21 protein-coding genes and 6 tRNA genes are annotated in these 21,751 nt (G+C 42.8%); 20 read left to right on the top strand and 7 right to left on the bottom strand.

Features of this window, described 5'->3' with window-relative positions:
* Nucleotides 1-195 precede the first annotated feature (195 nt).
* Complete coding sequence (locus tag KPL72_RS09540; RefSeq protein ID WP_219702573.1) at nucleotides 196-1,107, top strand: hypothetical protein; 912 nt, start codon at nucleotides 196-198, stop codon at nucleotides 1,105-1,107.
* 87 nt (nucleotides 1,108-1,194) lie between these two features.
* Here the strand turns inward: KPL72_RS09540 and argH are convergent, their stop codons facing one another.
* Nucleotides 1,195-2,595 (bottom strand): argininosuccinate lyase, encoded by a 1,401-nt coding sequence (gene argH, locus KPL72_RS09545; protein ID WP_212916287.1) that lies wholly within the window; start codon nucleotides 2,593-2,595, stop codon nucleotides 1,195-1,197.
* A gap of 156 nt (nucleotides 2,596-2,751) precedes the next feature.
* On the opposite strand from argH, the gene hemC reads away from it, so the two are divergent.
* The 5 genes from hemC to KPL72_RS21210 are packed head-to-tail and all read left to right on the top strand — an operon-like array spanning nucleotide 2,752 to nucleotide 7,029.
* Nucleotides 2,752-3,675 (top strand): hydroxymethylbilane synthase, encoded by a 924-nt coding sequence (gene hemC, locus KPL72_RS09550; protein ID WP_219702574.1) that lies wholly within the window; start codon nucleotides 2,752-2,754, stop codon nucleotides 3,673-3,675.
* Nucleotides 3,676-3,695: 20 nt separating this feature from the next.
* Entirely contained in the window at nucleotides 3,696-4,448 is a 753-nt protein-coding gene (locus tag KPL72_RS09555) for a uroporphyrinogen-III synthase (protein ID WP_219702575.1), read from the top strand.
* A 1-nt stretch (nucleotide 4,449) separates the two neighbouring features.
* A complete protein-coding gene (locus KPL72_RS09560; protein WP_219702576.1) occupies nucleotides 4,450-5,703 on the top strand; it encodes a uroporphyrinogen-III C-methyltransferase in 1,254 nt (417 codons plus the stop codon).
* Nucleotides 5,704-5,762: 59 nt separating this feature from the next.
* The gene (locus tag KPL72_RS21205; protein ID WP_430010739.1) at nucleotides 5,763-6,239 is read left to right on the top strand and encodes a heme biosynthesis HemY N-terminal domain-containing protein; all 477 of its coding nucleotides are present in this window, start codon (nucleotides 5,763-5,765) and stop codon (nucleotides 6,237-6,239) included.
* The gene (locus KPL72_RS21210; protein WP_249422171.1) at nucleotides 6,208-7,029 is read left to right on the top strand and encodes a heme biosynthesis protein HemY; all 822 of its coding nucleotides are present in this window, start codon (nucleotides 6,208-6,210) and stop codon (nucleotides 7,027-7,029) included. Before KPL72_RS21205 ends, KPL72_RS21210 begins: the two co-directional genes overlap by 32 nt.
* 91 nt (nucleotides 7,030-7,120) lie before the next feature.
* Here KPL72_RS21210 and KPL72_RS09570 read toward each other — a convergent pair whose 3' ends face one another.
* The 3 genes from KPL72_RS09570 to KPL72_RS09580 all read right to left on the bottom strand — a co-directional run bounded on the left by KPL72_RS09570 (nucleotide 7,121) and on the right by KPL72_RS09580 (nucleotide 9,921).
* Nucleotides 7,121-8,668 (bottom strand): methyl-accepting chemotaxis protein, encoded by a 1,548-nt coding sequence (locus KPL72_RS09570; protein WP_212916292.1) that lies wholly within the window; start codon nucleotides 8,666-8,668, stop codon nucleotides 7,121-7,123.
* Between the two features lie 101 nt (nucleotides 8,669-8,769).
* On the bottom strand, nucleotides 8,770-9,681 hold the full coding sequence (locus KPL72_RS09575) for a hypothetical protein (protein WP_212916293.1): 912 nt from the start codon (nucleotides 9,679-9,681) through the stop codon (nucleotides 8,770-8,772).
* 54 nt (nucleotides 9,682-9,735) lie between these two features.
* A complete protein-coding gene (locus tag KPL72_RS09580; protein WP_212916294.1) occupies nucleotides 9,736-9,921 on the bottom strand; it encodes a hypothetical protein in 186 nt (61 codons plus the stop codon).
* Between the two features lie 91 nt (nucleotides 9,922-10,012).
* On the opposite strand from KPL72_RS09580, the gene yaaA reads away from it, so the two are divergent.
* Nucleotides 10,013-10,795: a peroxide stress protein YaaA gene (gene yaaA / locus KPL72_RS09585; protein ID WP_212916295.1), complete on the top strand. Its 783-nt coding sequence runs from the start codon at nucleotides 10,013-10,015 to the stop codon at nucleotides 10,793-10,795.
* A gap of 28 nt (nucleotides 10,796-10,823) precedes the next feature.
* Here yaaA and prmC read toward each other — a convergent pair whose 3' ends face one another.
* Genes prmC through hemA form a run of 3 tightly spaced genes read right to left on the bottom strand, consistent with a single transcriptional unit; the run spans nucleotide 10,824 to nucleotide 14,067 of the window.
* A complete protein-coding gene (gene prmC, locus KPL72_RS09590) occupies nucleotides 10,824-11,678 on the bottom strand; it encodes a peptide chain release factor N(5)-glutamine methyltransferase (protein WP_219702577.1) in 855 nt (284 codons plus the stop codon).
* A gap of 28 nt (nucleotides 11,679-11,706) precedes the next feature.
* Nucleotides 11,707-12,795 carry a peptide chain release factor 1 gene (gene prfA, locus KPL72_RS09595; protein WP_212916297.1) on the bottom strand — a complete coding sequence of 363 codons (1,089 nt, stop codon included), beginning with the start codon at nucleotides 12,793-12,795 and terminating at the stop codon, nucleotides 11,707-11,709.
* 3 nt (nucleotides 12,796-12,798) lie between these two features.
* Nucleotides 12,799-14,067: a glutamyl-tRNA reductase gene (gene hemA / locus KPL72_RS09600; RefSeq protein ID WP_212916298.1), complete on the bottom strand. Its 1,269-nt coding sequence runs from the start codon at nucleotides 14,065-14,067 to the stop codon at nucleotides 12,799-12,801.
* A 222-nt stretch (nucleotides 14,068-14,289) separates the two neighbouring features.
* Here hemA and KPL72_RS09605 point away from each other — a divergent pair, with 222 nt between their 5' ends.
* From KPL72_RS09605 to KPL72_RS09665, 13 genes are all read left to right on the top strand, one after another.
* Nucleotides 14,290-16,077: a tetratricopeptide repeat protein gene (locus KPL72_RS09605; RefSeq protein ID WP_249422172.1), complete on the top strand. Its 1,788-nt coding sequence runs from the start codon at nucleotides 14,290-14,292 to the stop codon at nucleotides 16,075-16,077.
* On the top strand, nucleotides 16,074-16,652 hold the full coding sequence (lolB, locus tag KPL72_RS09610) for a lipoprotein insertase outer membrane protein LolB (RefSeq protein ID WP_219702579.1): 579 nt from the start codon (nucleotides 16,074-16,076) through the stop codon (nucleotides 16,650-16,652). The genes KPL72_RS09605 and lolB overlap by 4 nt, the downstream gene beginning before the upstream one ends.
* Nucleotides 16,637-17,554: a 4-(cytidine 5'-diphospho)-2-C-methyl-D-erythritol kinase gene (gene ispE, locus KPL72_RS09615; RefSeq protein WP_219702580.1), complete on the top strand. Its 918-nt coding sequence runs from the start codon at nucleotides 16,637-16,639 to the stop codon at nucleotides 17,552-17,554. Before lolB ends, ispE begins: the two co-directional genes overlap by 16 nt.
* Nucleotides 17,555-17,592: 38 nt before the next feature.
* Nucleotides 17,593-18,540 carry a ribose-phosphate diphosphokinase gene (locus KPL72_RS09620; protein ID WP_110577430.1) on the top strand — a complete coding sequence of 316 codons (948 nt, stop codon included), beginning with the start codon at nucleotides 17,593-17,595 and terminating at the stop codon, nucleotides 18,538-18,540.
* A 69-nt stretch (nucleotides 18,541-18,609) separates the two neighbouring features.
* Nucleotides 18,610-19,188 carry a 50S ribosomal protein L25/general stress protein Ctc gene (locus KPL72_RS09625; RefSeq protein ID WP_012071272.1) on the top strand — a complete coding sequence of 193 codons (579 nt, stop codon included), beginning with the start codon at nucleotides 18,610-18,612 and terminating at the stop codon, nucleotides 19,186-19,188.
* Nucleotides 19,189-19,209: 21 nt separating this feature from the next.
* A complete protein-coding gene (pth, locus tag KPL72_RS09630; RefSeq protein WP_219702581.1) occupies nucleotides 19,210-19,794 on the top strand; it encodes an aminoacyl-tRNA hydrolase in 585 nt (194 codons plus the stop codon).
* 25 nt (nucleotides 19,795-19,819) lie between these two features.
* Nucleotides 19,820-20,911, top strand: coding sequence for a redox-regulated ATPase YchF (gene ychF, locus KPL72_RS09635; protein WP_212916303.1), 1,092 nt, complete (start codon nucleotides 19,820-19,822; stop codon nucleotides 20,909-20,911).
* A gap of 114 nt (nucleotides 20,912-21,025) precedes the next feature.
* Nucleotides 21,026-21,100: transfer RNA gene (locus KPL72_RS09640), tRNA-Gln, on the top strand.
* 10 nt (nucleotides 21,101-21,110) lie between these two features.
* A tRNA-Met gene (locus KPL72_RS09645) sits at nucleotides 21,111-21,187 on the top strand.
* Between the two features lie 111 nt (nucleotides 21,188-21,298).
* Nucleotides 21,299-21,372 (top strand) — tRNA-Met (locus KPL72_RS09650).
* A gap of 14 nt (nucleotides 21,373-21,386) precedes the next feature.
* A tRNA-His gene (locus KPL72_RS09655) sits at nucleotides 21,387-21,461 on the top strand.
* 25 nt (nucleotides 21,462-21,486) lie between these two features.
* Nucleotides 21,487-21,560 (top strand) — tRNA-Met (locus KPL72_RS09660).
* Between the two features lie 14 nt (nucleotides 21,561-21,574).
* A tRNA-Gln gene (locus KPL72_RS09665) sits at nucleotides 21,575-21,649 on the top strand.
* Nucleotides 21,650-21,751: the final 102 nt, after the last annotated feature.

A 21,751-nucleotide genomic window follows, 5' to 3' on the forward strand; every position in this document is an offset into this window, starting at 1 on the left:
TATACCTTGCAGCAAGTTCGTTTCCCAACCCTAGCGAGCCAATTACATAGATATTCTTTACTTAGAATTCTTTACCTAGAATAGGCACGCGCTTTGGCTTGAATTTGCTATATTTACCTCAAGCTATAAAGATACTGACTTAAGTTGGATCCAAACATCGCTAACTTCAACAAAACGCAAAAAACAAGAAGCTTAATGAAAAACAGAATTGCCCCATGGATGGCTGCACTTGTCTGTGCCATCGCAATACACATACTAATAATTGAAATATCAGACAGCCAACATTGGTTTGATATAGACACGCAACCATCCAATTTCGAATTGTTTTTATTACCAGCACCAGCAACGCCGAATAATGAACAGACAGGCGCGGATACATTTCAGCAAAATGAAGATACTAAACCTGTGGAAAATCAATCTATAGACAATCAATCTGTAGATGCTCAGCCCGCAGACACAACGCTTATCACAGAAGAAGCTCAGACCGCAGCGTCTAAGGCAAAAAATACAAAGCCAGTAGAAAAAATAGAGCCCAAAATACCAACTGAATCCCCCACCAGCATTGTGCCTAAAAAACCCACAGGCAAAGAGCTAAGCGAAAGAAGCAATGGATTTGATCCTCAAGAAGTGATCAGCAATATGGACAATGAGCAAGCGCTTTCAGGAAGCCCTTCACAAAATGGCAAGCAGAACTCAAGCCTTGATTCAGCACGGTTAAGCTCTGATAAACCAGAGTTGCTCGACTTATCAAAAGTATCCTTGTCGCCGGATGTGGACGATGCCGCATTAACTGGCGTTTTCTCTGAAGAATTGAGGGATAAAATTGCGCAGTCGAAAAAAGCACAAAAAGACTACTTGAAAGGCCTAACAAAAGAAGTCGACTACCCAATCACTAAAGACGCGGATGGAACACGCTATGTCAATATTAAAGGCGTCTGCTGGCGACTCCCTAAAGAAGGTAGTAATGAAGGCTGGGCCATTGTATTTGACGGCTGTGGGGTAAAATCCAAGCTATTTCACTTTGAGCTAAACATTTCACCTAGCATCATCACTAATGAAATATTGGGCCCAGACTCACCATTTAACTTAGATCAACCCGTTAAATAACAGCCCGTTTAAAAATTTTTTAAACAAAAACGGCTGACCTAGGCAGCCGTTTTTAAATGATTTAATTCTTGTCTATCTAATCAAATCTTATCGCGTAGCAAGATCCGCTTTAGCGCGTTCAACCGCTTTTAACACTTGCTCTGGTGCTGTTCCACCGATGTGGTTACGAGCCGCAACAGAACCTTCAAGCGTCAAGACGTCAAACACGTCCGCCTCAATCATGCTACCAAAAGACTGAAGTTCTTCCAGCGTCATCTCAGATAAGTCCTTGCCTTCTTTCACACCGTAACCCACAGCCTTACCAACAACTTCATGAGCATCACGGAACGCAACACCATGACGAACCAAGTAATCAGCTAAATCGGTAGCCGTCGAAAAACCACGACGAGCCGCTTCATACATATGCTCTTTACGAGACTCAATAGCAGGAATCATGTCGGCAAATGCACGCAATGACCCTTTTAGCGTATCAACCGTATCAAACAATGGCTCTTTGTCTTCTTGATTATCTTTGTTGTAAGCCAAACATTGCGACTTCATCAAGGTTAACAAGCCCATCAAATGTCCATAAACACGACCAGTTTTACCACGAACTAATTCTGGCACATCAGGGTTTTTCTTCTGCGGCATTATAGAGGAACCAGTACAAAAGCGGTCAGGCAAATAAATGAAGTTAAACTGAGCAGATACCCACATCACCATTTCTTCAGCCCAACGGGACATATGCATCATGATGATAGAAGCTGTTGCTGTAAATTCGATGGCAAAATCTCGGTCACTTACAGAGTCTAATGAGTTATATGTTGGACGTTCGAAGCCTAACAACTCTGCTGTCATATGACGGTCAATTGGATAAGTGGTTCCCGCAAGGGCCGCCGCGCCAAGTGGTAAAATATTAATACGCTTACGGCAATCTGCTAGACGCTCGTAATCACGCTGCATCATTTCATACCAAGCCATCAAATGATGACCAAACGTCACAGGTTGAGCCGTTTGCAAGTGAGTAAAGCCTGGCATAATGGTATCGGCTTCTTTTTCCGCCAAACTCAAAATGCCTTGTTGCAGACGAGTCACTTCTTCCATTAAAAAGTCCACTTCATCACGCATATAAAGGCGGATGTCAGTAGCAACTTGGTCGTTACGAGAACGGCCAGTATGTAGTTTTTTACCGGTAATGCCGATTTTCTGCGTCAAACGAGCTTCAATGTTCATGTGAACATCTTCTAATTCAATCGACCACTCAAATTCGCCACGGGCAATTTCATCCTCGATTTCAGTCAGCCCCTGAATAATCTGATCTCGTTCTTCTTCGGTCAAAACACCTACACTAGCAAGCATTTTGCCATGTGCAATTGACCCTTGAATATCCTGCTTTGCCATACGTTGATCAAACTCAACAGATGCAGTGAAACGCGCTACAAACGCATCGACAGGCTCAGAAAAACGACCACCCCATTGCTGGTTCGTGGTTTTATTAGTATCAGTCATTCGGTTGGTTCCCACACAAATTCAAACAGCTGCCAAGAGTACATTAAGCGCCTCGACTTATAAAGCATTGAAAGATGACGGGCTCCTCCTTAGCGAGTATCATTAACACAGAAAATTGAAAGGTAATTATCCATCTACAAGTCATTAGGAGATGAAGTGAAAGATAAGATTGTGATCGCAACCAGAGAAAGTCAGTTAGCCCTTTGGCAAGCCAATAACGTCAAAGCGCAACTAGAAAGCCTCTACCCAGATATGAAAGTTGAATTGCTTGGCATGACAACAAAAGGCGATCAGATTTTAGATTCACCACTTTCTAAAATTGGCGGCAAAGGTCTTTTTGTTAAAGAGCTAGAGAGCGCTCTTATGGATGGTCGTGCAGATATTGCTGTTCACTCTATGAAAGACGTACCAATGGCCTTTCCTGAAGGACTTGGACTCGCTGTTATATGTGAACGCGAAGACCCGAGTGATGCTTTTGTATCCAATAAAGTTGAATCGTTGGATCAACTACAAAGCGGTGCTGTTGTTGGAACATCTAGCTTACGTCGTGCTTGTCAATTAAAAATGAATCGCCCTGACTTGATCATCAAAGACCTTCGCGGCAATGTGAACACTCGCTTAAAAAAAATGGACGACGGTGAATACGACGCCATTATCTTAGCAACCGCGGGGTTAGTTCGCCTAGAAATGTTTGACCGAATTAGGCAAAGAATTCCTGCCGAGACTAGCTTGCCAGCAGGTGGACAAGGCGCAATGGGGATAGAGTGTCGCTCTGATGACGTGCAAACTATTAATTTATTAGCGCCATTACAGCATGAAGAAACCGCTATTCGTGTGTCCGCCGAACGCGCAGTCAATGAGCGCCTTAACGGTGGTTGCCAAGCACCTATTGCCTGCTTTGCGATACTCACTGACGACTCGATTTGGTTAAGAGGCTTGGTCGGTAGCCCTGATGGTAAGACAATGATTCAAGGCGAAATTCGCGGCCATAAAGACGATGCGAAATCCCTTGGTGTGCAATTAGCTGATGATTTACTTGCCCGTGGCGCAGACGTCATTCTTGACGCTTTATACAAATAAATAAAGTAGGCTAAATATCAGTGCAAGACTGTCGCATCTTAATCACTCGACCCGAACCTGAAAACTCGCTTAGTCGTGAACGCGTTTGCGCCCATGGCTGGACAGCTGTTCCTTTACCTATGCTAGAAATAGCACCGATAGAAGACGCCGCTAAAAAGGCTATCATTCGGGCCCAAGTATTTGATATAGATACGTTTGATTACGTGATTTTTGTCAGCAAAAATGCCGCCAGACTTGCTTGCGATTGGCTAGATGACTGCTGGCCCATGCTACCTGCAAACGTGCATTGGATCGGCATAGGCCAAGGCACCACACAAACACTCATAGATGAAGGCATTCCAGCTCTATCAAATCCAGGGCATACAACGGAAGCCTTACTTGAATGGCTAAAACCTGCCAAAATGAAAGATCAGAAAATATTGATTGTTCGTGGCGAAGGCGGACGCCCAGAACTCGGCAACAAACTGGAAGAGCGAGGCGCAAGGGTTAGTTATCTATCTCTCTACAATAGAAAAAAACCTAACTACTCAGCTCAAACTTTCTTTATGCTGCCCGATATCGATTTAATATGGGTAACCAGTGGCGAAAGCTTAGACAATCTTTCAGAATACGTTATACAGCATAAGCCTGAATGGAAAGCCCTCCCTATACTCACACCCAGTATCAGGGTAAACCAGCAAGCAAAAGAAATGGGTTGGATTAATGCCTCGTGCGCAAATGGCGCTGACGATAATAGCTTGATCAAAGCGACAGAATTTCACACAGGAAAATAGAATGACTGAGAATAACAAGCAAGAGCAACATCCAAACAACTCTATTGAGACAACGCCTGAAGCTGAAATTAAAAGCAAAGAGAGTCAGCCAGGTTTATCTAATAAGTCTGAAGAAAAAAACACGCCACAAACAGCAACAAATCTACTTGCTTCATTTTCTCTTGGTCTCTCCGCTGTCGCTTTGGCAACAAGTGGCTGGCTTTATTTTCAAAGTACACAAAACACACTCCCCAGAGACGTTAAACAATTAGCCGTTCAGCAAACTGATTTAGACAATAGACTTAGTGCCAGTACACTCAATAAATCTCAGCTAAACCAATTGATTGAGCAAGCTAAAACAGCAGAACAAACAAGCTTGACGCAAAAAAATGAGCTTGCAGCCCAACAAACACGACAAGACGAGAAACTACTATCGCTTGAGTCAAAACTAAATAGACTAAACAACACTACGAAAGAAGACTGGAAACTGGCAGAAGCTGAATATTTAATTCGTCTTGCCAATCAGCGCTTATTACTTGAGTCTGACAGCAGTGGCGCGGCTACATTACTCATCAATGCCGATGACATCCTTAACGAGTTAGCAGACCCTATTGTTTTTGCCACTCGCAAAGCTTTAGCAAAAGATATCCAAGCCCTAAAGTCTATTAGTCAATTTGATTTGGAAGGCGCATACCTTAAGCTCAACGCTTTATATGACAGCGTGCAAACACTTCCTCAACGGGAACCATCAAAAGAGTGGCTAGCAAATACAACAAAGAAAACAACAGTAATCGACGACGCAACAACAAGCAAAATCACCTCAATTCTGGAAAGCTTTTGGAGCTCCATACGCTCATTAGTAGTCATCAACTATGACCACAAGCCTATTAGAGCTTTACTGCCGCCTGCGGAATATCAAGAACTCACTACAGGTATACAACTTCAGTTGGAAATTGCTCAAGTTGCCTTAATCAAAGGCGAACCAGCGATTTATCAACAAGCCTTATCACGTGTTGCAAAAGCAACAACCGAACATTTCGAAACCCAATCAAATATTGTTACAACATTTTTGGCTAGCCTAACGGCCTTACAACAGCTGAACCCATCACCGGACTTGCCACTACCTAGAGAGTCATTGATGGCAATGAAATCCTTGATGAAAGAATGGAATGATCGCAGCATAAGAAAGCCAAATAGCGCCGACAATGCAGAGCAGTCTCAAGTAGAAGGCGAAAACTCTGCTGCACCTCAAAAAAATCTAGGAGATAAGGTATGAGGAAACTCCTTTTCTTACTTGTCATTATGATGACAGTGGGCGGTGTATTAGGTTTGCTGATGCGCCAGGACAGTGGTTATGTGCTATTAGCTTATAATGGTGTCACAGTTGAAACCAGCTTGTGGGTCTTAGTTGTCGCCATGATTATCGCGCTATTTGTGCTAAGTTGGATAAAACGCATTTTATTTATCACTCTGAGGCCAAGCAACTCTTTGGCGAAAGTAACTGGTAATTTAGCGCAAAAAAGAGCGTCTCGAAATACCATTAGGGGCATGCTAGAACTCGTTGGAGGCAATTGGCACAAAGCAGAAAAATTGCTAACCAACAGCGCCGAAAAAGTCCCTTACCCATTAATCAACTACATCAGTGCAGCTTACGCTGCCAGCGAACAAGATGAACATGAACGTTCAAAAGCGTTATTACGTTCTGCGCATAAATCTACACCTGAAGCGGAGTTTGCTATTGGCTTTGCACAAAGCCAAATTCAAATGAAACAACAACATTATGAAGGCGCTNTTATTACGTTCTGCGCATAAATCTACACCTGAAGCGGAGTTTGCTATTGGCTTTGCACAAAGCCAAATTCAAATGAAACAACAACATTATGAAGGCGCTCTTGCCTCGCTTTTGCGACTGCAAAAGCTTAAACCAAAGCACAAGCAAGTGTTAAAAATGCTAGTCACCGTTTACACACAACTAAAAGACTGGGATGCCCTACTCCCCCTGACTCCAACGCTTAAAAAAGACGGCATTTTTGACGACGACAACATGCTCGAACTTGAACGCAATGCGTTCTTAGCGCTGCTGGATAAAATCAAATTCCGCAATAAACTAGGACAGAATCAGAAAGAACTGGTTAATGAGGTAGAAAACCTCTGGAACAAATTAGACACCTTGTCTCAAGATGACAGAATGAGACAACTTTATGCTCACACTCTTATTCGTTTTGGCGATGATGCAAAAGCAGAAAGTTTTATTCGCAATAGCCTAAATAATAGATGGTCTGAAGAGTTGGTTTATGAGTATGGCAACATCAAGCAAGACAACACCAAAAAGCTTTTAACAAATTGTGAGAACTGGCTTAAAAAAGAGCCTGCAAGCGCAAACTTATACCTCGTCTGTGGCCGCTTAAGCCAATCTATGATGTTGTGGGGTAAGGCCAGAGACTACTATGAACAAGCGTTGTCGCTTGATACGCAAAACGAAGCCCTTGCCGAGCTTAGTCGCTTACTGAAAGCCATGGGCGATACCAAAGCAAGCCAAGAACTCATGATGATTAATTTAAATTATGCAAGCAACCAACTAAAACCCTTGCCTCTACCTTAGTGATCTCACTAGCAAAATATGTAGACATAAAAAAACGCTGTTATTTTCATAACAGCGTTTTTTTTGATCTTACATAATACTCATTGAAACGTTATTTAAAGCGAACCACCAACTCATGCATATTATTCGCTACATCTTGTAACGCTCTGATACTGTCACTTGATTGGTTAGATTTCTCAGAACTCTCAACTGACAAATCAGAAATACGAACAACTTGTCGGTTAATATCTTCTGAAACATGCGCTTGCTCTTCAACCGCTGCCGACATCTGTATCGACATATCTGAGATCTTCGAAACAGCTTGAACTATATTAACGAAAGCACTTTCCATCTCAACAATTTTTTCCAAGCCTTGGGCTGCATCCTGTTTACCTTGATTGGCAATTGACACCGAATTTTTAGCACCACTACGCAAAGTTTCTATAATGTGATGAATATCCTTTGTCGAGCCTTGTGTTCTTTGAGCTAATTGACGCACCTCATCCGCAACAACCGCAAAACCGCGACCATGTTCGCCCGCTCGCGCTGCTTCTATTGCCGCATTCAGCGCCAAAAGATTCGTTTGTTCAGCAATTTGGTCAATCATCTGCGCAACTTGCGCAATTTGCTCAGAGCGCTCAGCCAATTCCTGCACCGTTGCACCAATATTATTTACGGTGTCGCTCAATTGACGAATCGAATGACGGGTATCTTCAACAATTTTTTGCCCACTCTCTGCTGACTTAGAAGATGATTTAGCACTATCAGCAGTCATTTGCACATGCTGAGCCACATCATTGATTGTGGTCGTCATTTGCTGCATTGCCGCAGCAACATCTTGAGTTTCATGTTGCTGACTCACCATACCTTTTGTCGTTTCAATAGTAAGCGCAAGGCCAATTTTAGATTGTTCGGATACTTTTAAAGATTCATCTTCAAAACGCGTCAACACTGCATCCATTCTCGATAACAAGCTTTTTACGCCTACATCAAGTGTTGCAATGTCCAAAGATGTATCTGAGTAAGTCACACCGGCCAATGGGTGAAGAAACGCTGTTGATAGCCGCTTTCTTAAAGTCGACTGCAATTTAGAGTGATTCAGCAGGAACAAACCATTCGCCAATAAACTCGTTACGGCAAGAACACCTGCTCCATAAAGAATATCAATACTACTCGCTGCAACCGCTAAGAGAACACCAATCACAGGCACTACTAGCTTCCACGACATAAATGCTCGTGGCAGAACATTTTTGCCTTTGTTTATTCGGTGGTAAATTTTCTCTGCTCGCTCCACATCTTCTCGTTTAGGAACCGTCCTCACAGATTCATAACCAATAACTTTCCCACCTTCAGTAACAGGCGTCACGTAAGCATCCACCCAATAAAAATCACCATTCTTACAGCGATTTTTTACTAAGCCCATCCAAGCTTTACCTTGTTTTAAAGTATCCCACATAATCTGAAATGCTTCTTTAGGCATATCAGGATGGCGGACAATATTATGATGACTTCCCATTAATTCGCTTTTATCAAAGCCACTAATTTTTACAAAGGCATCATTACAGTGAAGTATCTGACCTTTTAAATCTGTTGTCGTAATTAACTTATCATTTTGTGAAAAGGTTTTTTCTTGCTTTGTAACTGGCACATTTTTACGCATTAAACTAACCATCCTTAAGCTATCACCCTAACTAGTATCCCATCATAAAAAATATTAATACACAAAAAGCACTAGATGAGATGACATAAAAACACTAAAGATTACTTTAGTAAGACTCTGTTTAACCAGCGAGTGAAAATGGGTAATAAATATGTAGGAATTTGTAAAGCACCCGCTAAGGGTAAAAATGCAGGACCTAACAAAACGCCTGCAATACTGTATGTTAGTAAGACATTTCGATTACCAGAAGTAATTGCTGCAGTAAGCGCAATGGCTTTACCTTGCTTACGATAAAAAAGGTATGACAAGAAAAAAAACAAACAACACAATCCCGTGGCAATTAGAAAATAATTCAATGCCATCATTGGATCTTGATCAAATAGCATACGAAAACTACCGACCAATCCAAATGGAAAAGCAAACACCAATAAAATGGTATAAGGCGATATCTTCATCAAGAATCGACTTAATGCTTCCTCAGGAAAAAAACGATGAACTAAAAATGAGAACAACATTGGACCAAATATAAAAACAACTAAGCGAACAAAATAACTGGACCAATCCAGCTCAACGCTTTCAGCTTGAAAACATATCAGAGCAATAAAAATAGAAACAGGTAAAATTAATGTCGTTGCTATCGTCATGGCCATGGCTTGTAAACTATCAAAACCTAATGCTCGAACAATTGCTGGTGTTGCAAATAAAGATCCTGTCGCCGCCACAGCAACAACCGCTAGTAAAAGATCTGATCCAAAGGATAACCACCAGCCGATAACACCTACTACTCCCATAAGCACCGCAGAATGCAAGATTGCATACAGCCATATTTCTTTGCTGCTTAATCGTTTAATTAATTCATTCTGCTTCATACCCAATAACGTTAATGACATCAGGGTAAAAAGAACAATAGGCAAAAATGGGAAAAAAGCTAATGAAACAGAGGGAAGTAAAAAGCCAAGTATGGCAAACACAAACATAAAAGGAAGGGAGTTTCGAACAAGAAAAAGCAACATGGGTTAAACACCTTAATAGGCAGCCCATTATAAAAACAACCGAAGACTAGCTAATTATTTTTTAGAGCCGCAACAAATTTTATTATTTTCAGGTAACTCAGCGAGCTCCACCACCCAATCAGCACGAGCTTTATCAAAAGCAGCCCGAAGTTCTGCTAATTCATCGCTAGAGGCAAGAGAAACTTCTTTTTCGCCACGACTTTGACGAGAAGAAGGGAATGGTATCAGATTATTCTTCATAAATTGTCTCTATTAAAGCATTGTCTGGATATCTATCGACACTCTATGGATAATCTTTAGCAAACGCAATGATCAAGCAGATGGAATAATTATGAAGTTTTTAATATCACCAGCGAAAACGCTGGACCTAACCTCAACACCTAGCATTGATATGTTCAGCTTACCAGAGCTGTTGGATGACTCACAACAACTCATTGATACAATCAAACCCTATTCACCCGCTGATATCGCCTCTCTTATGAAGCTCAGCGACAAACTTGCTACACTCAATGTTTCTCGTTACCAAGAATGGCAAAAAGAGCATACAAAAGACAACAGCCGCCCTGCTATTTATACCTTCATGGGCGATGTGTACACAGGACTAGACGCTTATTCATTAAGTGAAAGCGATATGAGGTATGCCCAAGAGTCCCTGCGTATTTTAAGCGGCCTGTACGGATTACTAAAACCGTTGGACCTGATGCAAGCCTATCGGCTAGAAATGGGCACCAGTCTAAAGAACAATAGAGGCACTAACCTTTATCAATTCTGGGGAGACATCATAGTTAACAAAATCAATGACACGCTAGATAAAGATGAATTACTGGTTAATTTAGCCTCTAACGAGTACTTCAAAGCGGTTAACAAGAAAAAACTAACCTCACAATTAATCACCCCGAACTTCCTCGACGAAAAGAATGGCAAATTTAAAGTCATCAGTTTTTATGCAAAAAAAGCACGCGGCCTGATGGCTCGCTACCTAATTGAAAACCGTTGTGAAACGCTAGATGAACTTAAAGCATTTAATCTTGCGGGTTATCGCTATGACCCTCAGCAATCAACAAAAGACAGCCCTGTGTTTATTCGTCCAGAAAGCGCACAACCGAAAAAATAGAAAGCCCTATATAAAGTAAGCGCTAACTCTAGCGCTTACTTTTTTCTTTATACTGACCAATGGTAACCCGATCATTGCCACCCAAATCTTGAAAACTCTCGACGACAGCAAAGCCCGCTTCGATCAAACACTCTCGAACAGCTGCGGCCTGATCATAACCGTGCTCGAACATCAAATAAGCATCTGGTGTCATGAAATCAGGCGCAGTTTGAATGATATATTCGATATCCGCCATGCCATGATTATCCGCCACTAAGGCGCTTTTCGGCTCAAAGCGTACATCTCCTTGTGACAAATGTTCATCATCAGGGTCAATATAAGGCGGGTTAGACACAATAAGATCAAATGGATCGCAACCTTCCAGCGTATCAAACCAACTACTTTGCATAAACGTCACATTACTAAGCCGATTTCGCACTGCATTACGCTTAGCCAGAGCCACAGCCTCTTCAACCAAATCAACACCAATGACAGTCGATTTAGGTTGCTCTGACGCCAGCGATAAGGCAATCGCACCTGTTCCTGTACCAAGATCTAGGATACGGTTTGCTTTACTTATATCCAACACAGACAAAGCCACTTCCACCAGCCGTTCAGTGTCAGCCCGAGGAATCAAAGTACAAGGGTCAACTTCCAGGTCCAAGCTCCAAAAAGCCTGCTGCCCCAATAAATATGCAATTGGTTCACCAAGCTCCCGACGAGCCAATAAGTCATTAAAACGCTCTACGTCTGACGTACTGACCAGTTTTTCTGGCCAAGTATAAAAATAGGAAGTTGACACAGCCAAGACATGTGCAAGCAATAATTGTGCATCTAACTGAGCTGTCTCGGAGACAAAAGTAAGGCGCTCGTAAGCGCCTTTTAATAGTTCATCAATTCGCATATGCGATGATTACCTTCATTTATTCAGATTAATTGTCGCCACTTAACGCTGCCAGCTGCTCCGCTTGGAACTCGTTCACTAGCGGGTTGATCAATGAGTCTAATTCACCAGCAACAATTTCATCTAGCTTGTACAAAGTTAGGTTAATGCGGTGATCAGTCACTCGGCCTTGTGGATAATTGTAAGTACGGATACGTTCAGAACGATCACCACTGCCTACCAAGGATTTGCGTGCTTCAGATTGTTCACTTGCTGCCTTTTCTTGTTCAGCCGCTTGCAAACGAGACGCGAGCAAAGACATCGCCTTAGCACGGTTTTTATGCTGCGAGCGCTCTTCCTGACACTCTACGACAACGCCTGTTGGAATGTGCGTCAAACGAATAGCCGAGTCTGTTTTGTTTACGTGCTGACCACCCGCACCAGAGGCACGGAAAGTATCAATGCGCAAATCGGATTTGTTGATGATGATATCATCTAATTCATCCATTTCAGGCATAACCGCAACAGTACAAGCTGACGTATGAATACGACCTTGAGATTCCGTCGCTGGAACACGTTGGACTCGATGAGCACCGGATTCAAACTTCAGTTTAGAATAAGCACCGTCACCAACAATACGAGCAATCACTTCTTTGTAACCACCATGCTCACCATCGCTTGCACTGACAATTTCTACTTTCCAACGTTGTGTTTCTGCATAACGAGAATACATACGGAATAAATCGCCAGAGAAAATAGATGCTTCATCACCACCAGTACCGGCACGAACTTCTAGGAATACGTTACGAGAATCGTTCGGGTCTTTGGGCAAAAGCAATTTTTGCAATACCAGCTGAAGCTCTTCTTTTTGCGCCAGACCGGCTTTGTATTCTTCCACACCCATTTCTTTTATGTCTGGGTCCGCATCTGTCATCATCAACTCTGCTTCGGCAATGTTTTCGTCTATTTGCTGAAACTCATTAAAACACTTAACAACAGGCTCAAGCTCTGCATACTCTTTGGAATAAGCACGGAACAAATCTTGATCCATAATGACTTCAGCAACACCTAATAGTGCGGCTAACTCGTCATAACGATCAGATAAACTTTCTAATTTTAACTTTATGGATTCTTTCATTTTTTAATTATCTTTTTCTTCGTAAATGCCCAATACATTTGAGGCAATGATTAATGCATCTTGATCGGCGTCGGCACCAGCATCACGCAGATAGCGTGTTGGCGCATGAATGAGCTTATTCATTAAGCCATGAGCTAGTTTGTTAAGCACTTGCTCAGGAGACTGTCCCATTTCAAGACCTTTTAAAGCTTTTTCCAGTTCTGTATTTTTTATGGCCTCAGCGGATTGCCTAAAAGTCACTATTAGGTCAGATACTTTTCTCGACTCGACCACTCGCCGATAAGAATCAACCCCTTCTTCGATCATTTGTTCGGCCGCTTTCGCCGCATCTTGCCTTGCTCTGACATTTTCTTCAATCACTGAATGAAGATCATCGACGGTATAAAGGTAAGCGTCGTTAACTTCTTCTACTTCAGGCTCGATATCTCGAGGTACCGCGATATCAATTAACAGCATTGGCGAATGGCGACGTTGCGACGTTGCGCGCTCTACCATGCCTTTACCAATAATCGGTAATTGGCTAGCGGTAGAAGAAATAACAATATCCGCTTGAGATAAATAATCGCCAATTTCACCTAACATAATGGCTTCAGCATTAAGTTCATCCGCTAAAATCTGAGCTCGCGCCAAGGTTCGGTTGGCCACTATGATGCGCTTAATACCGTTTTCTTTAAGGTGTCTAGCTACCAGTTCAATGGTTTGCCCTGCACCAATTAACAAGGCAGTACTGTTTCTAATATCCGCAAAAATACGCTGCGCAAGACTCACTGCGGCAAACGCAATGGACACTGGATTTTCACCGATGGCCGTATCCGTACGTACACGTTTGGCAACGGAAAAAGTACGCTGAAATAAAGACTCTAACTCAGGACCAATACAAGAACCTTCTTGCGAAACCGCGTACGCAGACTTTACTTGCCCAAGAATCTGAGGCTCCCCTAGAATCAAAGAGTCTAGCCCTGAGGCCACTCGCATAACGTGACGCACACTATTGTCATCAGCGTGTGTATAGCAATATTGCTGCAATTCAGGCAAAGCAATGCCGTGATATTCGCCAAGCCAAGCAATAACCTCATCGACCTTACTGAAATCTTCAACAGAACAATAAAGTTCGGTGCGATTACAGGTCGATACTATTACTGCTTCATTCGCTTTATTCCCAGATATCAGAGAAGACAAGGCATCGATCATCTTTTCAGGCGCAAAGGCCACGCGCTCACGTATCGAGACCGGCGCAGTTTTGTGATTTACACCTACAGTAATTAGCGGCATTCAGGACTCTTCTCAAAGATCGAGATCTTAAGGTAATGACAGGAGCAAGCATTGCCCCAACATGACTCTTTACATAAAGAAGACACATTATACGAGAAATTCGCTTTTTTTCGCACCCCATATGATCAATAAAAGTAATAGGATTAGTTTATAGTTATGACTGACATAACGAGCCGCTAACGATACCATAAGGGTTGTATGAATTTAGCATCGAGAAAAAATATGCCTGCTGTTTTAGGCCCAGTTCAAAAAAAACTCTCTCAAAAGCCCGTTACAAAAGGGATTTTGTTGTTTTTCACTCTTTTAAGCTTGCCGTTCCTGAACGCATGCAGTCAAAACACGACACAACAAAATAGCTTGCCACCAAACAAAGAACCCCTTAAAGCGGATACCTTTGCCAATCAGGGTAAAATTAAGGAATTACTCAATGCCGAATTCACTTTACAACGAGAAGGTCCGAACAAAGCCTTTGAACCTTTCTACGAATTAGCCAGCCAATCAGATGATATAGAGCTGATAGAGAGACTCACACACATCGCCGTGGTATCTCAAAATCATCTTTATATAGAGAGAAGCGCAAACTTGTGGCTTTCCGCCGATCCTACTTCAGAAGCGGCCTACTCACTAAAGTTGCAGGTTCTTATCAAAGACAATCGGGCAGAAGAAGTCACCACGCTGCTCACTAACGCCATGAGACATAAGGTTTCATTGCGTTTCTTACCTATTTATCTTGAAGAAAATGTCCGTGATAGCGACCAAGTCAATACAATAGAAACGGCCATTTATGCACTGCCACCAGAATCAAAAAACAATCAGTACATACAGGTAAGCTACGCACATATTTTACTGCTTTCTGGCAAATATCAGCTTGCAATTAACACATCAGAGCAACTGTTAGCCAAACCCAATACAGACAAAAGTGAAGCGCTTTATCTCATATTGGCTTTTAGCCAAAAAAGCCTTGGCCAGCTAGACAATGCTATCAAAACACTACAAACGGCATCTCAACATTTCCCAAAAAACACCAGAGTAATCACACCTTTAATTGATTTCTTAGTGGAAAACGAGCAACCCAAAATTGCTAGCAATATCTATCAAAAAACAGATTTAGAGACGCCAGAAAAACTGCAAGTTGGCATCAATTTGATGCGTTCTTTGTTAGAACACAATCAACCAGGATTAGCGCTAGCGACGGCAAATAGCCTACCTGAGAAACAGCTAGGCTTATCAGACCAAATCCAATATTTAAGCGCGATTGCACTGGCTCAATTAAATAAGAAAGCGCAAGCCATAGAGGTAATGGAAAACGTTGACGGCGCCTTACGAACCAATGCGACCAATCAAATAGCCCTGTGGCTTTATGATGAAAACAAAGAGGATGACATCAATAACATGGTGCTGCGTAGGACGGCACGAGAAAATATGCCAGAGCAAGTCGCTGCTATCAGTCGCCTTCATGAGGAAAGAGGTCATATAAATTTATCATTCAAATTAGTCAACAATGCACTTATAGCCCTTCCTGAATCTGACGCTTTGCGCTACCACAAGGCACTACTCGCCGACACTTTAGGCAACTGGAAAATCACGGAAAAAGAGCTAAAAAACCTGCTACAAAAAGATCCAGACAACCCACAGTACCTAAATGCACTCGGCTATACATTGCTCACTCGTACTAAGCGAATAGATGAAGCGATGAACTATATAGAATCAGCTTATGAAAAAGCAGACAACGACCCCGCTATAATCGATAGCCTAGGCTGGGGATTCTTTCTGAAAGGAGAGTTTGAACAGTCTTCTTATTACTTGAAAAAAGCGTGGTCAATTTTACCAGACGCTGAAATCGCAGCTCACTATGGCGAATCACTATGGAAACAACGCCATTACAAAGAAGCGATAGCCGTATGGGAGGCCGCCTTAGAGACATCACCCGATACGCCACTTTTACTCGACACAATTAAACGACTGTCACCGTCGTTACTTGAAGAACGAAAACAGGATAAACCATCATGACTTATCGCACACTCTGTATACTAGCCTTTACTGTTCTTGTTAGCGCCTGTAGTACAAGACCAACAGGACCAACAACACCACCGCCGGAAAGCGTTGGCGCAATTTCTAAATGGGAAACCTCAGGCAGAGTCGGTATACGAACCAAGAATGATGCTGTCTCTGGCAATTTTAACTGGCAAAAAGACCCAAAAACATTTGCTCTAAGTATCGTCGGCCCTTTCGGTCAAGGTGCTACACATCTAAACCAGTCAAATAATGGCGTTGTGACACTAGCTTATGAAGATACTGTTGTCACAGGTAACGACCCAGCAACATTACTACAACAAGAATTAGGCTGGGAGTTCCCTGTCAATCAAGTCACCTATTGGATTAGAGGGCTAGCCTACCCAAATTCAGCCGCCAGAATAAGCAAAGACCCAGATAGCCAATTACCCAATAAAATAGAGCAAGATGGCTGGCTCATTACCTATAGCAATTTCACCAAGGTAGATGGCCTTTCTTTACCGCAAAAAATGCAGGTATCGAACCCACCGTTTAGAGTCAATTTAATTATTAACCAATGGACTATTCAGTAACCAAGATGCAATTACCTTCTCCAGCAAAATTAAATTTATTTTTACACATCACTGGTCGACGGGAAGACGGCTACCATGAACTGCAAACATTGTTTCAGTTTATCGATTTATGCGACACGCTTGATTTTTCACTAACTCGAAATAACCAAGTAACAATTACGCCCGTTATTGAGCATCTTCCTACCGAAGACAACCTCATTTATAAAGCGGCAAAACTGCTGACGCCATTCAAAAAAGACTCAACGTTCGGCGCTAATATTATCCTAACAAAACAATTACCTATGGGTGGTGGAATTGGCGGCGGCAGCTCAAACGCAGCAACCACCCTATTGGCTCTAAACGTATTATGGGGATGCCAGCTTTCTTTGGAAAAATTGGCTGAATTAGGCGTGCAACTAGGTGCCGACATCCCTGTTTTTGTCATGGGTTTCGCGGCCTTTGCTGAAGGTGTTGGCGAGAAGCTACAAAAAGTCGAGTTAGACACCCCGTATTTTTTACTCATCAAGCCCAATTGCCATGTCTCAACTGGTCAAATTTTTACCGATAAATATTTGACAAGAGACACCCCTCCCATCAGAATATCGCACGCCTTGAAGCTGGGTGGGCATAATGATTGCTTAGACGTGGTAAAAAAGCACAATCCTGAAGTCAATGAAGCGTATTTATGGTTGAAAAATCATGGCGACGCAAAGCTTACAGGAACTGGCGCTTGTCTATTTTTAGCATTCGATAATTTGCGCGACGCTGAACGAGTAAGATCGTCTACACCGACAAAATGGCAGAGTTGGGTTTGCCGTGGCTGTAACACTTCTCCAACACACGCTGCGCTAAACCAGTGGATTGAGCAAAATAGAGGTGTGCCACATAGACAACACCACCTCAGCCAGTCTTTTCTTGGCTAATAAATAGTCATCGCTACAAAATACAAAAGGTATACAAAGTGTCCAAGTTGATGGTTTTTACCGGTAATGCAAACCCTGAACTCGCTCGCAGGGTGGTACGCCGCCTAGGGCTACCTATCGGAAACGCAACCGTAGGTAAATTTAGCGACGGAGAGATTACGGTCGAGATCAATGAAAATGTTCGTGGTAAAGACGTTTTCATTATCCAATCTACATGCGCACCTAGTAATGACAATTTGATGGAACTTATCGTTATGGCAGACGCTTTACGCCGTGCATCTGCCACTCGCGTTACGGCTGTTATCCCATACTTTGGTTACGCTCGTCAGGATCGTCGTGTGCGTTCTGCTCGTGTGCCAATTACAGCAAAAGTAGTTGCAGATATGATTTCCGCAGTTGGGATCAATCGTGTATTAACGGTTGACCTTCATGCAGACCAAATCCAAGGATTTTTCGACATCCCTGTTGATAACGTCTATGCAACACCTTTATTGCTAGATGACTTGCAACGCCAAGGCCATGAAAACATTACGGTAGTTTCTCCAGATGTTGGTGGTGTTGTCCGTGCTCGTGCTTTTGCAAAATTACTTGATGATGCAGACTTAGCCATCATTGATAAGCGTCGCCCTCGTGCTAACGAAGCACAGATCATGCATTTGATTGGTGACGTAGAAGGAAAAACATGCGTCTTAGTAGATGACATGTGTGACACAGGCGGCACATTGTGCGCAGCGGCAAAAGCCCTAAAAGAACACGGCGCAGCAAAAGTGCTTGCTTACTGTACTCACCCTGTACTGTCTGGCAAAGCCATTGAAAACATTAAAAATTCCGTGCTTGATGAGTTGGTCGTGACTGATACCATCCCATTGACACAAGAGGCGCTTAACTGCCCTCAAATACGCCAATTGTCGATGTCTGACATTATGGCGGAGGCTGTTCGTCGCGTATGCAACGAAGAGTCTATCAGTGCCATGTTTGGGGCCTAAGCCAAACACTAACGCTCGGAACGGGTCGCATTTCTGGGCACAAACTTTATTAATTATTAGGAAAATACCATGTCATTATCTATTAATGCCGTAGCACGTACTCAAGAAGGTAAAGGTGCGAGCCGCCGCCTTCGTAACGAAGGCCTAGTGCCAGCTGTTATTTATGGCGGTGAGACTGCTCCAGTATCTATCTCTTTCAAAGACAACGAGCTACTTAAAGCTGTTGGCACTCCAGGCTTCCTAACAGGCCTAGTTGAAGTAACTGTTGAAGGCAAAACTGAACAAGTTCTTGTTAAAGCACTACAACGCCACCCATCAACTGGCGCTGTAATGCACATGGACCTTCAGCGCGCTCAAGCTGATAAAGCGATCACTACACGCGTTCCTTTAAGCTTCATCAATGCTGCACAAAGTGAAGGTGTTAGCAAGCAAGGTGGTCGTTTGACTGTTGAGTCTAAATTGGCTGAAGTTCGTTGTTTACCAGCGAATCTTCCAGAAGTATTGACAGTAGACGTGATCAAAGGCCAACTTGATCAAATCTTCCACTTGTCTGATGTTATCCTTCCTGAAGGCGTAGAGCTTGTGTCTTTGCTTAAAGGCGAAGATCACGACCAACCTATCGCTCGTATCGGTAAGTCTAAACGTTAAGATCTCATTGAAGGCAGTATTGTGGCAGGTTTCAGATTATTAGTAGGCTTGGGAAATCCAGGCAGCGAATACGAGAACACTCGCCACAATGCAGGCGCTCAGTGGATTGAGGCATTGGCTCGTCAGAGCCAATGCTCTCTTCGTTCTGAGAAAAAGTTTTTTGGTCAATTCGGCAAAGTTTATATAGCTGGTGAAGAGTGTTATCTCCTTATTCCCACCACCTATATGAATTTAAGCGGCAAAGCGGTTCAGGCCGTCTGTCAGTTTTATAAAATCCCTCCTGAAGAAATCCTTGTTATTCACGATGAACTAGACATCCCCCCAGGTACCGTCAAATTAAAACAAGGCGGTGGGCATGGTGGTCACAACGGATTAAAAGACATTATTTCAAAGCTGGCGAACAATAGAGAATTTGGTCGCCTCAGAATCGGCATCGGACACCCTGGTCATGCAAACCAAGTTGCCAATTACGTTCTGAAAAAAGCCGCTCCAGACGATTACACGAAAATAGAACAAACAATCGACGAATCATTGCGCTATGTGGATGACATCGTTCGCGGCAATCTAAATACCGTAATGAATCAGCTACACAGCTTCAAAGCATAATCACTTAATTATTAGGAATCTCACTATGGGTTTTAATTGCGGCATCGTTGGGCTACCTAACGTTGGTAAATCAACTCTATTTAATGCATTAACCAAAGCAGGCATTGGCGCAGAAAACTTTCCGTTCTGTACTATCGAACCAAATGCTGGCGTTGTTGCTATGCCAGACCCTCGCTTAGACGCACTAGCTGAGATTGTAAAACCTGAACGTGTACTAGCAACGACTATGGAATTCGTTGATATTGCAGGCCTCGTAGAAGGCGCGTCAAAAGGCGAAGGCCTTGGCAATAAATTCCTTGCTAACATCCGTGAAACAGATGCCATTGCTCATGTTGTTCGCTGCTTTGAAGACGAGAACGTTATCCACGTTTCAAACCACGTGAATCCAAAGCTAGATATTGAAGTTATTAACCTTGAGTTGATCTTTGCTGATATCGAATCCATCGACAAGCAACTGTTCCGCACTGCAAAAAATGCAAAGAGTGGTAATAAAGAAGCCATTGCTCATAAAGCATTCCTAGAGAGCATCAAAGAACACTTAGAAAACGGCTTACCAGTTCGCTCTATGGAACTGTCCGATGAGCAGAAAAAAGAAGTGCGTTCATTGCACCTTTTGACAACAAAACCAACAATGTACATAGCTAACGTTGCCGAAGATGGTTTTGAAAACAATCCATACCTTGATCAAGTACGAGAAATTGCGGAAGCGGAAGGTGCAATGGTAGTTCCTATCTGCAACCAACTTGAAGCGGAAATTTCCGAACTAGACACAGAAGAGATGCAAGAGTTCCTTGATGAAATGGGCATGGAAGAACCTGGGCTAGATCGAGTGATTCGTGCTGGCTATGAATTACTAGGCCTTCAGACGTACTTTACAGCAGGCGTAAAAGAAGTGCGTGCTTGGACTGTCAAACAAGGCGCAACAGGCCCACAAGCCGCTGGAGTGATCCACACAGACTTTGAAAAAGGCTTTATCCGCGCAGAAGTCATCAGTTATAACGATTTCATCCAATATAAGGGTGAAAGTGGCGCTAAAGAAGCCGGTAAATGGCGTCTTGAAGGAAAAGACTACATCGTGAAAGACGGCGATGTAATGCATTTCCGCTTTAATGTTTAACAGATAATAAAACATTTTAAGAAAAACACTTGACCCATTAACGGGTTATATGAATAATATCGCGCCACAGAGGCAGTAGATCGATTTGTATAAACTGTTTTTGTGTCAGTCTGTTGGGGTATAGCCAAGCGGTAAGGCAACGGGTTTTGATCCCGTCATGCGTAGGTTCGAATCCTTCTACCCCAGCCAACAGACTAAAGGCTATGTAGCTCAGTTGGTTAGAGCACATCACTCATAATGATGGGGTCACTAGTTCGAATCTAGTCATAGCCACCAACTCGATATGTTGGGGTATAGCCAAGCGGTAAGGCAACGGGTTTTGATCCCGTCCTGCGTAGGTTCGAATCCTTCTACCCCTGCCATCGATCTATTTAGTAGTAAAGTTAAGGCTATGTAGCTCAGGTGGTTAGAGCACATCACTCATAATGATGGGGTCTCTAGTTCGAATCTAGTCATAGCCACCTACTCTTTATGTTGGGGTATAGCCAAGCGGTAAGGCAACGGGTTGTGATCCCGTCATGCGTAGGTTCGAATCCTTCTACCCCAGCCATCGATATATTTAGTAGTAAAGTTAAGGCTATGTAGCTCAGTTGGTTAGAGCACATCACTCATAATGATGGGGTCACTAGTTCGAATCTAGTCATAGCCACCTACTCTTTATGTTGGGGTATAGCCAAGCGGTAAGGCAACGGGTTTTGATCCCGTCATGCGTAGGTTCGAATCCTTCTACCCCAGCCATCTATGTAAATATTCTTCACAATACGCCATCTCTTCTCCTTATTTCATTGGTTTTTACTTCTCTTCAACCTATAATTAGACAAATTTTATCCACTCGATATA

Origin of the sequence: Marinomonas lutimaris (genome assembly GCF_019426345.1) — a bacterium.
GTDB classification, from domain to species: Bacteria; Pseudomonadota; Gammaproteobacteria; order Pseudomonadales; family Marinomonadaceae; genus Marinomonas; species Marinomonas lutimaris.